At 30.9% G+C, this 15,978-nt stretch carries 8 protein-coding genes and 1 pseudogene; 8 read left to right on the forward strand and 1 reads right to left on the reverse strand.

What is annotated here, in order from left to right; genetic code table 11:
- Nucleotides 1-61: 61 nt before the first annotated feature.
- On the reverse strand, nt 62-772 hold the full coding sequence (locus LPB87_RS18350) for an MgtC/SapB family protein (protein ID WP_230728842.1): 711 nt from the start codon (nt 770-772) through the stop codon (nt 62-64).
- A 765-nt stretch (nt 773-1,537) separates the two neighbouring features.
- On the opposite strand from LPB87_RS18350, the gene LPB87_RS18355 reads away from it, so the two are divergent.
- From LPB87_RS18355 to LPB87_RS18390, 8 genes and pseudogenes are all read left to right on the forward strand, one after another.
- A complete protein-coding gene (locus LPB87_RS18355) occupies nt 1,538-3,820 on the forward strand; it encodes a tail fiber domain-containing protein (RefSeq protein WP_230728843.1) in 2,283 nt (760 codons plus the stop codon).
- A gap of 305 nt (nt 3,821-4,125) precedes the next feature.
- Nucleotides 4,126-7,047 (forward strand): hypothetical protein, encoded by a 2,922-nt coding sequence (locus tag LPB87_RS18360; protein WP_230728844.1) that lies wholly within the window; start codon nt 4,126-4,128, stop codon nt 7,045-7,047.
- Nucleotides 7,048-7,668: 621 nt separating this feature from the next.
- Nucleotides 7,669-8,016, forward strand: a complete 348-nt coding sequence (locus LPB87_RS18365) for a hypothetical protein (RefSeq protein ID WP_230728845.1) — start codon at nt 7,669-7,671, stop codon at nt 8,014-8,016.
- Between the two features lie 308 nt (nt 8,017-8,324).
- Nucleotides 8,325-8,540 (forward strand): hypothetical protein, encoded by a 216-nt coding sequence (locus LPB87_RS18370; protein WP_230728846.1) that lies wholly within the window; start codon nt 8,325-8,327, stop codon nt 8,538-8,540.
- Nucleotides 8,541-9,178: 638 nt separating this feature from the next.
- On the forward strand, nt 9,179-10,654 hold the full coding sequence (locus LPB87_RS18375; RefSeq protein ID WP_230728847.1) for a tetratricopeptide repeat protein: 1,476 nt from the start codon (nt 9,179-9,181) through the stop codon (nt 10,652-10,654).
- A 15-nt stretch (nt 10,655-10,669) separates the two neighbouring features.
- Nucleotides 10,670-12,139, forward strand: a complete 1,470-nt coding sequence (locus LPB87_RS18380) for a tetratricopeptide repeat protein (protein ID WP_230728848.1) — start codon at nt 10,670-10,672, stop codon at nt 12,137-12,139.
- 1,067 nt (nt 12,140-13,206) lie between these two features.
- Nucleotides 13,207-14,016 (forward strand): hypothetical protein, encoded by an 810-nt coding sequence (locus LPB87_RS18385; RefSeq protein ID WP_230728849.1) that lies wholly within the window; start codon nt 13,207-13,209, stop codon nt 14,014-14,016.
- Nucleotides 14,017-15,184: 1,168 nt separating this feature from the next.
- Nucleotides 15,185-15,978: pseudogene (locus tag LPB87_RS18390) on the forward strand (hypothetical protein); the annotation flags it as partial.

Consider the following 15,978-nt stretch of genomic DNA (forward strand, 5'->3'; position numbering starts at 1 on the left):
ATTGAGATTCCTTTGAAAATTAGGATAGAGAAATAAGAATGTGGATAACAAGGATTATAACCTACAAATCAGTTTGTGTTCCCATAATTTCCCAGCTTACCTTCATTACTTTTTCTTCAATCGTTAGTCGGCTTGCTACTTTTTCCATTAAACTATCCTGTGGGGTTATTGCCTTTATTTCGGCTGTTATAAGAGCTATTGATGGATTATCACCATCGTCGCTTGTTAATGATTTCAATAATATTGCTTCTTCATTTCCTAAACTCTGCATTAGCATTACCCGAAGATGGTTTTCAACTTCTGCTTTACATTTTATAGTAAATAGGTAATCGGTAGGAGTATTAAGAGACTTTATAGATTGCAAACGGTTCAGTTTTAAACCTACAGGACGAAGCAGTAAATGTGTAATCATTACAGCAATACTTACGATTATGGCTTCTGTAAATAAACCTATGCCTACAAGTGTACCTACCGCTGCTGAGCACCAAATGGTTGCTGCTGTATTTAATCCCTGTACACTTAGTCCGTCTTTCATGATTACTCCAGCTCCCAGAAAACCGATTCCTGAGACAATTTGTGCGGCAACTCTGCTAGGATCTGCACCATCACCCAAAGAAACAGAGAGTAGTATAAAAGCAGTAGATCCTAATGAAACTAATGTATTTGTACGCAGCCCAGCATTTTTTTGTCGCCATTGACGTTCAATACCTATTGCTGCTCCCAGCAGTGATGCAAGTACTATACGTGTTGTGAATTCATAAGTTGTAATCATAATAAACCTCCTTTTCTTTTTAATTGATTTAACACATAGATCCATAATTCACATAGTCTTTAAAAGATGTTTTATTCAAAAAAAATCACATAAGGCTGTGCGAAAAAAATATAATTTTCTAGAACCACCTTAAATTATAATTTGATGTCTCTATGTGCTAAATACTATTTGCCAATTCTAATTGGCGTTATTATTATCTATTTTAGGAATAAGAGAATTGCGTTAATGATTATAGTACTCCTAATAGTTTGAATTGATTGATAAACAAGTAATTCGTAACCATGGCGCAAAATTAGTGTGGCTCTCTAGAAAATGCCGTTAGAGATGTTTTAGAAAAAAATTAGAATTTTATTAGAAAGGAGATGGTCAAAAAAGTTTAATCAAAGACATTGGGTGTTTAATAATCTGGTACATTGTAAGTTAATGTGATAAATAAACTAAGAGTTACTTTATCTTTAAAAGCCCTTTATATCATGAAAAATGAGCAAAGGTTTTTTTGTTTTTAAAAAGTAAGAAGAAAAATCTAAAAAGCATGCTACCGTCTTTTAAGTGTTAACGAGTTCACAAATAAAGGCTTTTTATTTATTCTGAGTAGATGTGCGTAGCCTGATAGTATTACTTATTGTAAGGATAGTGATAGTTTTGTACCCTGTAGTCATGAGATAGTATAAACCTGTCTGTTTTTCAAACTAGAGCTACAATTGTTTTATCCCCCCAGTGATTTACTCTTTTGAAGAGTAAATTGTTGATTTTAATTTTAAGTTCATGAAAAAATATATTTTTCTCTTTGTTCTTGCCTTTATTGGTTATAGTTCATATGCTCAAATAGGAATAGGAACAAAAACTCCAGATGAGTCATCGGCTTTAGATGTTAAACTGCCTAATAAAGGAGTTTTACTTTCGCGTGTGTCACTTACAAGCACTACAGATGTTACTACAATACCATCAGCAGCAAATTCTTTAACAGTTTATAATACGGCAACTGCTGGTGATGTTATGCCAGGGTATTATTACTGGAATACAACTGCTTCAAAATGGATTCGCTTAATGGATTCAAGTTCAGGAGGATGGGGGCTAAAAGGGAATTCAGGAACCAATCCTGCTACTGATTTTATAGGAACTACAGATGATAACAACATTATATTTAAACGTAACAAAGTACAGATAGGGATGCTGGCTCAAGGAAATATTTCATTTGGTGAGCAGGCTTTACAAAACGTAATATCAGGAAAAGGGAATGTTGGTATTGGCTCGAATGCGCTTAATAGAAATGGTTCAGGAAATAATAATACGGCATTAGGGAACTATGCACTAAATTTAAATAGTACTTCATTCAACACTGGAATAGGAAGCTTGGCATTAAGCAACGTAATCTCAGGAGATTCTAATACAGCCGTAGGTAACAGTTCTTCCCAAAATATCAGAACAGGTAGAATGAACACCAGTATGGGGCACAATTCATTGTATAGTGGAAATACAGGTAGTCTAAATACTGCTATAGGAAGTTATGCAGCTTACAATACTGCATATGGTGATTTGAACACAGCTATTGGATATGATGCATTACAAAATAATAACTATGGTAGCAGTAACACTGCATTAGGGATGAAAGCATTACTCTATCTAAAAGGTACTACTGCAGGTACATCTGATAGTAATGTAGCAGTGGGTAGCAATGCGGGAACTATGCTTACTTCAGGAAATAAAAATATCTTTTTAGGATCAGATACCAAACCGACCAATACAGCAGGAAGTTACCAACTGAACATTGGGAATAGCATTTATGGAGTGAATATAAATAGATCGGGAGTAAATGCCAGTATTGGAATTAATGTTCCAGCACCAGACAATTCGGCTGTATTAGAATTAAGTGCCACAAATAAAGGCTTTCTTCCTCCGCGTATTACCTTAAAATCAACGACAGATAACACAACTATTACCAATCCAGCGGCTGGTTTGCTTGTTTATAACACAGCTACAGATGGAACAGGAATAGCAACTGTAACTCCAGGTTACTACTATTGGAATGGCGCTAAATGGAATATTCTGGCATCATCAGACAATGTATGGAACACATCTGGGAATTCGGGTACAAGCTCAGGAACTAATTTTATCGGAACTACAGATAATGTAGATGTAGTGTTTAAAAGAGGAAATATACCTGCGGGTCTATTAGCACATCAGACTTTTAATACCTCATTTGGAGTGAATTCGTATAAAGGAACTCCTTCGGGAAGCTCCGCAGGGCGCTGGAATACAGCCATTGGATACAATAGTCTTCATGGTAATACATCTGGGGAACTATTAGGGCATGATAATGTTGCTGTAGGCGCAAACAGCTTATCAGTTAATTATAATGGTGCTGAAAATATTGCTATTGGATCGGAGGCATTAAAAAATAATTCAAGAGGTAACGATAATACAGCAACTGGTTTTCAGGCCTTAGTGTTAAATAATACAGGAAATAATAATGTGGCGAACGGGGCTCTTGCTTTAAAAAATAATACGGCTAGTAATAATGTAGCTATCGGATATAGTGCGCTTGTAAATAATACTACTGGATCAGGTAATACTGCAATTGGTCATAATTCGGGATCTACAGGAGAAAATTTAACAAATACAACAGCGATTGGTAATGAAGCACAGGTGAGTTCATCAAATACCATACAATTAGGAAATACGGCAATTACATCTATAGCAGGTCAAGTACCATTTACAACAACATCTGATAGACGATTTAAAGAAGATATAAAAACAATACCATTAGGTTTAGATTTTGTAAATAAACTCCATCCCGTAGAATACGTCCGTAAAAATAATGAACTAAAAACAAAAGAATGGGGGATAATTGCGCAAGAATTACAGCAAACCCTTCAGGAGGTAAGCTACAAGGATGCTGGAATTATACAAGAAGATCATAGTGCAGATAAGATGCTCTCGGTTCGTTATACCGATTTAATTGCACCAATGATTAAAGCCATGCAAGAATTGTCTGCAGAAAATAAAGAATTGAAACAAAGAATTGATGTGTTAGAAAATAAGAGATGAGAGATCAAAATATTATGATAAAAAGTCTTTCCTCATTTTTTATTAATGCAAGTTTTTTTTGTTTTATGTAAATTACTGTTTAACTGCGCGTTAATAAAATCATAAATCAAAGATTCTTTCTTATGTGAGTAGATGTGCGTAGGTACTTATCGCTACTTGTTGATAGAATAGGGTTATGTTTGCGCGCCAGTATGATAAGTATACTACTACTCTCCAATAAAAAATTATAATTATCACCCATTGTATCATAATGCCTTAACTAATTTCTTTTGTTAGTTAAGGTATAGTTTTATTTTTTAAAATTTATGAAAAAGTACATTTTACTCTTAGCTTTTATCGGATATAATTCCTACGCTCAAACAGGAATAGGAACAAAATCTCCTGATGCTTCATCGGCTCTAGATGTTAGACTTCCTAATAAAGGGATTTTGCTATCAAGAATAGCGCTTAAAGGAACTACAGATGTTACAACAATACCTTCGGCTGCAAATTCTTTAACAGTTTACAATACAGCAACTACTAGTGATGTGACTCCGGGGTATTATTTCTGGAGTGTATCAACGTTAAGATGGATACGGTTATTGGATAGTGGTAATTTAGGCTGGAGTTTAACTGGAAATGAGGCAACGATTCCGGGTACTAATTTTATAGGTACAACAGATAATAAAGATTTAATTTTTAAAAGAAGTAATTTGCAAGCCGGTAGGTTAGGAGATTCGAATACTTCTTTCGGGAAAAGTTCACTAATGAATACTTCAGGTATTAATAACACTGCTATAGGAAGTAAAGCTCTTGAATTGAATACAGGTACTTATAATACAGCTGTCGGTTTCGGCACGTTGCAAAAGAACACAAATGGAGCTGGTAACACCGCTTTTGGAGCTGAGGCTCTTAAAGATTTAGCCGATGGGGGCTATAATATAGGAATAGGAATGTCGTCAGTAGCCAGACTTACGAAAGGGATTCATAATGTAGCTTTGGGAACGTCGACACTTGGTCAGATTACAACTGGAAACTATAATATTGCTATTGGTAGTGGTGCCGGTTATACCTTTATGAATGGAGACAACTCAGATGGATTTAATACAATAATTGGGTCTTATGATAATCATTTAATCCAAGGCTTTAGTGGTGGTAAAAATAATACGATATTAGGTTCACGAATAAAGTATCTTCCAAACACTTCATTTTCTAATAACATTATCATAGCCGATGGCGAAGGTAACAGACGTATTAATGTAAATGAACTTGGTAATGTTGGATTAGGGACCAATTCTCCGCATCAGGCAGCAGCTTTAGATATTAACAGTACTAATAAAGGAGTGCTTTTACCCAGAGTTGCCCTTACATCGGCTACAGCTACAGCACCTTTAAGTGCAGTGACAGCAGGAATGATAGTTTATAATACCGCTACTGCAGGAATAGCTCCAAACAACGTAACTCCTGGACAGTATTATCATAACGGATCTCAATGGGTAAGAGTAATGGATTCTTTTTCAGGATGGAGTTTAACGGGCAATACTGGTACAGTTCCAGGTACTAATTTCATAGGAACTACAGATAATAACGATTTAATTTTTAAGAGATATAATGCCCAAGCAGGTAGGCTAGGAGCTACAAACACTTCTTTTGGGCAGAGTTCGTTAATTAACCCTTCTCCTAATGATTATTCAAATGTTTTTAATACAGCTATAGGTAATAAGGCTCTTGAAAAAAACACTTCAGGTAATTTTAATACCGCTACAGGCTTCGGGGCATTGCAAAACCATATAAATAATAATTATAATAGTGCTTTTGGATATTTAGCAATGGAAAAGAATATAAATGGAGATTATAATACTGCTATAGGTTCTCAAGCATTGCAAAAGAATACAGAAGGTAAAGGGAATAGTGCTTTTGGATATTTAGCAATGGAAAACAATACAGTTGGAGGGTATAATACGGCTATGGGGAATGAAGCTCTCAAGAATTTTTCTGAAGGTACGCACAATGTGGCTACAGGAATGCATTCGATGAAAGACCTTATAAAAGGGAATCATAATGTTGCTGTGGGAACAGGTGCGCTCCAATACAATACAACTGGGAATTATAATATTGCTATTGGAAGTAGCAGTGGAGGCCATTTTAATAGTACCGATAATTCAGACGGATTTAATATTATAATAGGTTCTTATGATAACCTTGTTACACAAGGATTTACAGACGGTAAAAATAATACGATAATTGGCTCACGTATAAAGTATATGCCAACTTCACTCTCTAATAACATTATCATAGCCGATGGATCAGGTAACAGACGTATTAATGTAGATGATAGAGGAAATGTAGGACTAGGAACTAATGCACCTCATGAGAGTGCGGCATTAGATATAACAAGCACCAATAAAGGGTTATTGTTACCAAGAGTTGCTCTTACTGCAACCAATGTCGCTGCACCACTAAGTGCAGTAACGGCCGGGATGACAGTATATAATACCGCTACAGCTGGCGTTGCGCCCAATAATGTGACTCCTGGCGTATATTATCACACAGGAAGTGAATGGGTAAAATCATCAGTAGATAACTTAGGGAATCATACAGCAAATCAAGTACTTAATTTAGCAAATAACAATATTACAAACGCTAAAAAGACAGATACCGAATTATTAACAATAAAGAAAGGGGCTGATGGCTCTTTACCAACGAATGGAAAATTAGCGATGGCAGCTAATGCACAAGGAGATATTGTTTGGGTAGATCCAGATAAGTTACCTATTTCAATTCCTGCTCCGTCGGCTATTTTTAAAATAAATACAAATCAGGATATATTAGGAGGTTCAATTGGATCAACATCAGTAATGAAAGCTAAATTATTAGCAAGTTCTATTAAAAGTAAGGTGAGCTTTGATGAATCAACTAGTAAAATAAAATTGAAACCAGGTAAGTACAAAATAGAGCTAGCATTGTCTTTATTGGCTCCAGATTCACCGTCAGGAACAAATGTACATAGTTATTTTGTTGATTTCCCAGGACAGGGAGGGCGTATTCATCAAAATCAAGTTGCAATGGGAGGAACTATTTCTAATCATGGAATTAACATCTCGAGTATAGCAATCATTGGTAATGATACTGATTGGACTATTTATCTAGGGCGTGGACAAGCAGGAAATTATGTTGGAAAGACACTAATAGAGGGTAATGATACCAGTAATGGTAATTATATAATGATAACTCAGTTGCCTGATTAAATGATTTTAAGGCTAATGATTTTTTCAAAGTGTTTTGTTTATTCATAAACAAAAAGTAGTAATCAGTTTATAATTCGTGTGTATTAGTAGAGCGAGTAGATATTATTAGGTTGTTGTAGGCTCTTGTTGTCTAAACAGCAATATGTTTGTCAAACTATTCTCAATCGAAGTGTTAATGTGGTCATGAAAAAGCCTTTTTCATTTATTTTGAGTAGATGTGCGTAGGATGTTGTTACTTGTTATTGATTGTGTTACATTAATTTTGTAGTCATGGTTGATAAACATAAATATACGTATGCTATTCCTTATATGCCGAAACAATTTTAATTCTTATATTTTAAGTACCCCAATCTTAAGAATTTTAATGTAGAAATCATTTAATAAATGAAATTTCCCCCTTCCTTTTTGTATATACTCTTATGAGTTATACCATACACGCACAGGTAGATAGAAGAATTTGATAAATAAAATAATTAGTCACAACCCTAAAATTAAATATGAGGTATTGAATTTTTTGCATACGTAATTTATAGAAAAAAGAGTTAGAGTTTAGGAAATGATGTTTGGAAAGGAAAACTTAAAACAGACATATAATTGTAATAGCAATTAAAAAATACAGTTATGGAAAATAAAAAAAAAGGATTGATATATGATAGTCAAAATTATTTTTCGAGATTTTTGAAATACGAATTTAAAGATCATTTTTCATTCGATGTATACAAGAATTTTAAAAATTTTGATGATGTATTAGATGAATATACTTTTATGTTATTTGTTGTGTACTCAGACCAAGAATTAATTGATTTATTACGGATATACAAGAGAGGAGTACCATTGATAGTTTCTACATTAAATCAAGATATTAGATCAAAGTTAGAAAAAATAGAGGGCATCTTATTATTCGATCAATCAAAAATAAAATCTGAAATGAGAGCTGAACTAAAGTTTTATATCAATATTGTTTCTTGAAATAGATAGAATTATAGAGATTAGTTATCATATGATAATTTTATTTTAAATGGTTAGCTATAGCTTGCACACAAATTAAATTAAAAAGATTAAGTGTAAAAAGTTAGTTGTTTTTTTATTGTTAGTTGCATTCCATACTATAAATGCACAAATTGGAATAAATACCAAAGTGCCAAATGCAACAATGGAAATAAAACATTTAGATAATAGTAAGGCTTGTGTATTGTTGCTTCCTAAAATAACTGGGGTGAGGAGGAGGTGTAGCTACTTATATAACGAGTTCCTTTGTAGCTACCCCTTCAAATAAAATGGTGCTATCAACAAGGGGGGGTGTTGAGTCTTCTACAGAAACATTTGAAGATGGCGGAGTGACGAATCCAATAGCAGTTTTTGATACTTCAGAAACGGTTGTTACAGTTTGTTTAAAAGCATTCGGCCCTCCTAACAATAGAAAAACGATTGTGGCAGGAGCTCCAACAAATTCTAGTATTGGTACTTATTTAATCATAGAACAATTATTGTAGTTGGATTTTTAGGTTTATGCTTTATAGTAAAAAAGGCTTCTATTTTTTTTAAAGACTTTAGCTTACTATACGATTAAAATTAGAGATATTACTTTTATGCACATGAGTGTGTATTTAAGTGATATCTTTTTTTATTTTTATAACTTTTTCATTTATCACTATTTTTCTTTTTAAATTTTTTGATGATCTATTTGGTGAATATACTTTTATATTATTTGTTATATACTCTGACCAAGAATTAATTAACTTATTGCGAATTCATAAGTGAGAACTACCATTGATAGTCTCTATATTAACTTCATACAAACGAATCTGGTGTTTTTTTCAAAGGCCGTTTTTTCTTAAAAAAAAACAAACATAATAACAATATGGAATGTTATTAATTATATTTGCAGAAATAATTTTGATTTATCTCATCCTCCCATTTTTGAGATTCTAATTTTTAAAATTATATTTTGTCATAAAAACAGAGAAATAATCCACTATATTTTTACGGGTTTTAATTTTCGGTTTACATAATAAAATAATATTAACATTTCTCCCACAAATAAAGGAAGATATGATTTAAGAGTGACGTAAGTCAGCTTTTAAAGTCATGCTTGTAGTCTTCCTATAAACTAATTTTAAAAAATAAATTTATGAAGAGAGTATTGCTTTTCATTTTATTGTGTTCATATAGTATTGGCATTTCTCAAAATACTATCAAAAAAATTGATAGTTTATTAGAGCATGCCATCAATATAGAAAATGAATCACCACTTAAATCTCAATTAGAAGCGATCAAGGTTATTTCTTTAGCCAAGGAACTCGATTATAAAAAAGGGATTATAGAGGCAGAGCTTTTTTTGAGTGAGAGTTATACAAGAAGTAAAGACAATAAATTGGCATTGTATTATGCTACAGAAGCAGATAAACTAATAACAATAAATTCAGAATCAGCATATTTAAAATCGAAAGCATTACGATTGCGAGGTATAGCCCTCGCTAGGCTAGGATTTTATGAGTCTGCTTCTATAATATTAAAGCAATCTATAGTATTTGGAGAAAAAATTAAAGATAAAAATGATAGAAATAGGAACTTAGGTTTTATTTATGCAAATATTGCGATGAATCATGAGGAGAATGAAATAGATGAAGATTCTGTAGGATACTACTATAGAAAAAGTTTTTTCTTTTTTGATAATATAGAGGAAGACAACCCGCATAAAAATAGATGCATGGCTCTTGCCAATGTTTTTTTAGGATCTTTTTATCTTAAAAAAAAGGACTATGAAAAGGCTGAACCCTATTTAATAAATGCAGCACTACTTGCTAAAAAACTTAAATTGGACTTTATAACCATTGAATCTGTTTCAGGTTTGGGATCTGTAAATTTTTATAGAGGAAATTATGATGATGCTAAAAACAGTTTTCAAGAGGCACTACTTATTGCTAAAGAAAATAAAAGAATTTTTTATATTAATGATCTTTATTATAATCTTTCTAGAATTTACTGTATTCTAAAAGACCAGGATAGTACAAAATATTATAGGGATAAATATGTAACACTAAACGATAGTCTTTCTAAAATTCATAAGCAAGCAATATATAATTCACTGAGAATTTATTTAGAAGAGAAAGATGAAAAAATGTTAACTAATGTAGAGGTAATAATTACATTATTATCTTTACTTCTTATAATTATTATTATCACTTTTGTTTACATTAAAAAATATAGAAAAAGATTTGTGAAAGTAAAAGAAGAGAGTAATAGTATTGATAATCAGTTGAAAATAAAAAAAGAATTGATAGAAAAAATCACAAGTCAAAATCCAAATCCAAAGGCAGGAGGAACGGATTTAAAACAACTTGTAATAGAAAGAAGTCCACTGTTTTTTGCAAAATTTAAAGAAATATATCCAGAGTTTATAGATAAAATTATTGAAATTACACCTACAATAGTTTCAAGTGAATTACGTTTTTGTGCATTATTAAAATTAGGTTTTTCAACGAACGAAATTGCTACTTACACAAAAAGTACTATTCGAGCTGTACAATCTAAAAGATATAGACTCAGAAAAAAATTAAATGTTCCTCCCGAAGAGGACTTATATGATTGGTTGGCAAATATTTAATGTTATAAATAATATATGAATAAAAAACTTTTTTTGCAAATACTAATTCTATTTGTAGCAATAACAGGCTATAGTCAACAGTATACAGAAAAACAAATTGATAGCATAATCGATAATATAAAAAAAATGGGGGATAGCATCCCTAACATAGCTATAGATAACAGTTTAAAAAGTTATAAATATTCCGAAATTCTTGGTTACAAAAAAGGAATGGCAGTAAGCTCAATGCTCGCTGGAAAAAATTTGTACGATATAAATCAGTATGATAAGTCGCTAGAACAAGCTACAAAATCAGAAGAATTTGCTTCTAAAATAAATGATTATGAGTTACTTTCTGAAGCATATCGATTAAAAGGGATTAGTTATATAGGTCTCGGGCTTTATAAACAAGGATTTTTGGAATTAAAAAAAGGATTGAATGTTACGCCAAAAATCAGCAATACTGATGTTGCTTTCAAACAAAAAGGATTGCTTTATAATGACATTGCAGTAGGTTATGACAGAAGTACTGGGACAATAGATTCTATAAAAAAATATTTCAGATTAGGTTATAATCAATTCAACAAAATAGAAAACACCAAACTTAAGAATATTAATTTGTCATTAGCGAGCGCTAATGTAGGTGCTTGCTATCTTGCATTAAAGCAATATGATAGTGCGAGGATTTATTTGATAAATGCTTCTAAACTGGCAGAAAAAGAAAATTATAATTCAGTTAAATTATATGCCTATATAGACTTAGGTAATTTGGAATCTAAAAAAAATAATTTTGATGAAGCTTTAAAATATTATGAAAATGCACTCTTTTTAGCTAAAAAACTTAAAAAAAGAGAATTACAGCGAGATATTTATTTGAATCTTTCGCAGTTGTATATTAGGCTTAAAAATAAGGATAAGGAAGAGTTCTATTTCGAAAAATATTTTTCTCTTAATGATAGTTTACAAAAAAATCAACAAAAAGCTGTAATTGCAACGGTTAAAGAACTTATTGAGGAGGAATACTCAACTGTTGAAAAAATTAGAAATACAGGTGTTGTTACTCTTTTTTTAAGTACTGTGCTTACAATTCTTTTTCTCTTTTTTGCAATACGTTTGTATAAAATGAAGAAAAATGAAAAGAGAAAAATTGCTAAAAAAATGCAGAGACTACAAAAGAAAAAAGAGATGCTTGAAAAAGCAATACTCTTAAATGGTACAAGCTTAGATGAAGTTTTAGAATTAGCAAAAAATAACGATTCCATGTTCTTATCAAAATTTGAGGCTACGCATTCAGATTTTTATAACAAAATACTTCAAGAGGCTCCTACTTTATCAAAAATGGAGTTAATTGTTTGTGCTTTTTTGAAACTTGGATTTCCTGTTAAAGACATTGCTTTGTATACTAATGTTACAGTTAGATCGGTTGAAGCTAGGATTTACAGAATCAGAAAAAAAGCCAATCTTACTGGGAAAAATGATATTAGTATTTGGATAGCAGATTTGTAAGGTTAGGTTTATATATCATAAATAAAAATAATACAATGGTATTCTTATCGTACTGATAGGGATACCTTTTTTTTTGTTCTTTTTTCTAAAATTGACACTTGTTCGTTTTTATTTCTACTATTGAAAAACAAACACCTACTCGTTCACTACTTACTATTGTTGAAATAAGTTTATTTTATGCTTTTTCCATGTTATAAATATGACTCTTGTTTTTGATTATCAGGTGTTTATATCTAATTACGTCTACTGAGTAGATAAGTGTACCCGAGTGAGTGTTTTTTTAAGAATAAAATGCTTCAATTTGCTAGAGTTAAGATGTTTAGTAAAACTATTTTATGTTTTTTAATCTATAAAATAATGAATATAACAGACCATGAACTTCTGTTGTATTGGTAATAATAATTTTAGATTACCTGAGATTATTGTTAATGGTTGTTTAGCATTAACAAAAAAAAGGGGGTGGAGCTTTTGATTAGCTGCTCTTTCCCCCCTTTTTTAAACATCAATTTTAAATATATAATGAATTATACTCGATTTTTAAGCGTTTATCAGATTGTTGGGGGATGAGCTGATAAATTATAGAGACTGTTATGGGAGCAGTCTCTGCTTAAAATCGAGTTTACTTACAAATAGATTATCATAATAAAATAGTAATTAATCATACAGTCATTCCATCAATAATATTTGTTTCTATATAAATAATTTTTTGGCGGAATAGATATTATTAATTTGAATAATGGTTTGGTAAATATCTGTTTAGAATGGGGATTTTCTATAAAATGAGTAATAATATTAGTATAATTGATTATGTGTGGTGCATTGCTTTTAATCCCTTATACATTCGTTTGGACCAATTGTTTAATTACTTCTAAATGCTTTCTAATAATTTTTTTTGTACTTATTAGACTGTAACATTAGAGCAATATTTTTAGAACTCCCTTTACTTATTTTAATAATGACAATGGTATATTTTAAATATCCACTTTTAAGGAGTATAAAATTTTATACTGAAGTTATAAAACCATAATGATGGTATAGTTACAATAAACTTTAATTTAAGCAGAAAAATGGATAATGAATATTTACGAGCTACGTTGCGTAATGCGCCTCTAGGGACTGGAATTTATAATACTAGAGCTTGGCTAAAAGATATTCCTGAAATACAAAGTTTTACAGAAATAGAAAGTGTTCTATTAAGTAAAGATTTGTCTTCTAGAGAAGTAAGAGCCCTTATATTGTTATTGCAAAGAAAATATATTGATAGTGCTGACGGACTAGGTTTACTTGAAGTAGATTATAACATGAATATTAAGTATGATAAAATTTTTGACATACATAATGGTCTCTCTATTTTTGGTGATACTACTAGTAATATATTGGATTTCTCACGTCTTGATAAAAAATTACTCAAAGTAAAAGTATGTGTGGCAAAAAAAGCACGCAAAATTGTCCTGCCTAAGAGTACTGTATTTGAGGCGTTAGATATAAGCTTTGCGCCTAGATTGACTAACATAGAAAATATTGAACGTATTGAAGGTATGAAATCTTTGTCGTTTGATAAATGTAAAGCTTTTTTAGATTTTAAATTTTTAAAAAAACTAAATGGTTTACATGTCCTAAGAATTTCAGGCAATGAAAATTTACCAGAGCTTGATTTTATTACAGAAAAAAGCAATATAAGTATATTGCATTTAGTTGAAACAAATGCAATGAAGTTAAAAAACACAATAGATAATTTGTGTAAGTTGAAAAAATTAAAGTACTTAAATATTAGTACCAATGAAAAGGAGTTAGATCTTCTTAGAAAACAGCTTCCAGCCTGTGCTATTAATAATAAAGCATCATTAAATGAAATTATAAAAGGAAATTTTGCATAAAAAGTTATATCTCTTTGTGTTTATGGTGATAAGAACTTGTAAGTGACAATATTTAAATTAATAGAATAGAAAGAGTTTTATTTGTATTTTTTAAAATAATGAAAATATAAGGTTTTAGACAAGATAATGAACTGTTAAAAGGTTTAATATTAACTAGTTTCCTGTTTTAATTATTGTTTTTTTTTGGACGATTTAAACGAGCTTTAAAAAACTCAAATATTACTCTTTTTTACCTATTCTTTCTTTTAGTGACAATTCAGTATAATCTTTTATTCAGTATCTTTTTTTCGGGATACCATATAGTAAACAAGAACTAGTATTCTAAATTAGTTTATTGTCCTTTTTATTAATCATTCAAATTTATAATAGTTGTCTTTTTTATCAAAGATTGTTAATTATAAGGAGCATGTGGAATAAAGAAAAGTGCTTTTTTTAAATAGATATTCTTAATGTGTCGATAATTTTATTTTGATGATTGTTTTAAAGTTGTGCCTTTTTATTTGTTTAGGTATTACACTTTGAATTTGATTATTGTTTAATTTTTATGTTGAGTCTTTTTTAGCTACTCAATTTCACTCAATATTAATTGTTTTTATTTTTATGTTGTTGATTATGAGCGTTTTGTTGTTTTTTTTCAGGTTGAGTAGATGTGTGTAGCGTTTTTCTTTATTTTAAGTTTTTTTAGCCTCTACTTTGCATAATCTAGTTTGTATTAAAAACGTATTTGTAAAGATAAACTATAAAATATTGAATCAACATGATCATTTTTAAAACTGACGCCCCAGTCTTATAAGTTTTATTTATTCTTGTTTATAGATGAGTTATATACTTAAAGTATCGTAGGTAACCATCTATCATACAAGTTCCATTGTTTCCTACTAAGTTTAATTAGTTATCTCTTGTTTAATTCTGAATAAGATAATTTCAGTTTTAGACATATTATTGATATGCCTTTTGGGTAGCAAAATTGGATTGTAAAATATCGATAAAATGTAGTCACATTTTATAACAATATGGAGCATTATTATGGTTAGTGTGTAATACCTATCTAAATTTTGATAGTGTATTATTAAATAATATGTGCTTAATTTTTTAACGGTTCCATGTGATACATTCACAAATTATCTAACAAATTGTATTTAGTTTTTATTAATTTTAAAGAGCATTTATGAAAAATCAATTACTCTCCTTACTTCTTATTTTGGGAGGATTTACTGCTTATGGGCAGGTAGGTATAGGCACCCCTTTACCCAATAGTTCATCACAGTTAGATGTGATGGCCTCAGATAAAGGGATCTTAATTCCTAGAGTAGATCTTGAAAACACAACCAGTATTAGATCTTTTGTGAAAACCAATGGTTCATTGCCTCAAAGCCTTTTAGTTTTTAATCAGAAAGTGGCAGGTACTGCTCCATTCAACGTTACACCTGGTTATTACTATTGGTTTAATGGTAAATGGAACAGAATTGTTATTTCTGATGAAATTACATCATCTGAGGGGACTGTTATTTTTAATCCAAATACAAATATATTTACTTATATAGATCAAAATGGTAATCCATTAGTAATCAATATTCAAGATATAGTTAGAGCTAATGAAACTCTAACAAGTTTAGATTACGATAAGAATACACATACCTTGACTTATAAAGCGGAAAGCGGACCTGCAAAAGAGTTTAAGTTAAAGGAATTAGTGGGAGATGCAACGAGTGTAAGTAACACATTAAATGGTTCAAACCTAACTACTACAGTAAATGGAGTAACAGGAGATCCAGTTGATTTAGCAACAGCGATAGTAAACACAAACGTGCTAAGCAGTTCGGGCAACACGATTACTTCAACAGTAAATGGTACAGAGCGAACTGCATTGGCAGTAAACTCAAATACAACCTCATTAGATGGTTCAAAATTGACTACTACAGTGAATGGAGTAGCAAGTGATGCTCTGGATCTGCAATCAGC

It is taken from the genome of Flavobacterium sp. EDS (assembly GCF_020991525.1).
Taxonomy (GTDB): Bacteria; Bacteroidota; Bacteroidia; order Flavobacteriales; family Flavobacteriaceae; genus Flavobacterium.

Coding starts and splice junctions, on each gene's coding strand:
- LPB87_RS18360 (WP_230728844.1), top strand. CDS start 4,126: ATGAAAAAGTACATTTTACTCTTAGCTTTTATCGGATATAATTCCTAC.
- LPB87_RS18355 (WP_230728843.1), top strand. CDS start 1,538: ATGAAAAAATATATTTTTCTCTTTGTTCTTGCCTTTATTGGTTATAGT.
- LPB87_RS18375 (WP_230728847.1), top strand. CDS start 9,179: ATGAAGAGAGTATTGCTTTTCATTTTATTGTGTTCATATAGTATTGGC.
- LPB87_RS18370 (WP_230728846.1), top strand. CDS start 8,325: ATGGTGCTATCAACAAGGGGGGGTGTTGAGTCTTCTACAGAAACATTT.
- LPB87_RS18350 (WP_230728842.1), bottom strand. CDS start 772: ATGATTACAACTTATGAATTCACAACACGTATAGTACTTGCATCACTG.
- LPB87_RS18380 (WP_230728848.1), top strand. CDS start 10,670: ATGAATAAAAAACTTTTTTTGCAAATACTAATTCTATTTGTAGCAATA.
- LPB87_RS18365 (WP_230728845.1), top strand. CDS start 7,669: ATGGAAAATAAAAAAAAAGGATTGATATATGATAGTCAAAATTATTTT.
- LPB87_RS18385 (WP_230728849.1), top strand. CDS start 13,207: ATGGATAATGAATATTTACGAGCTACGTTGCGTAATGCGCCTCTAGGG.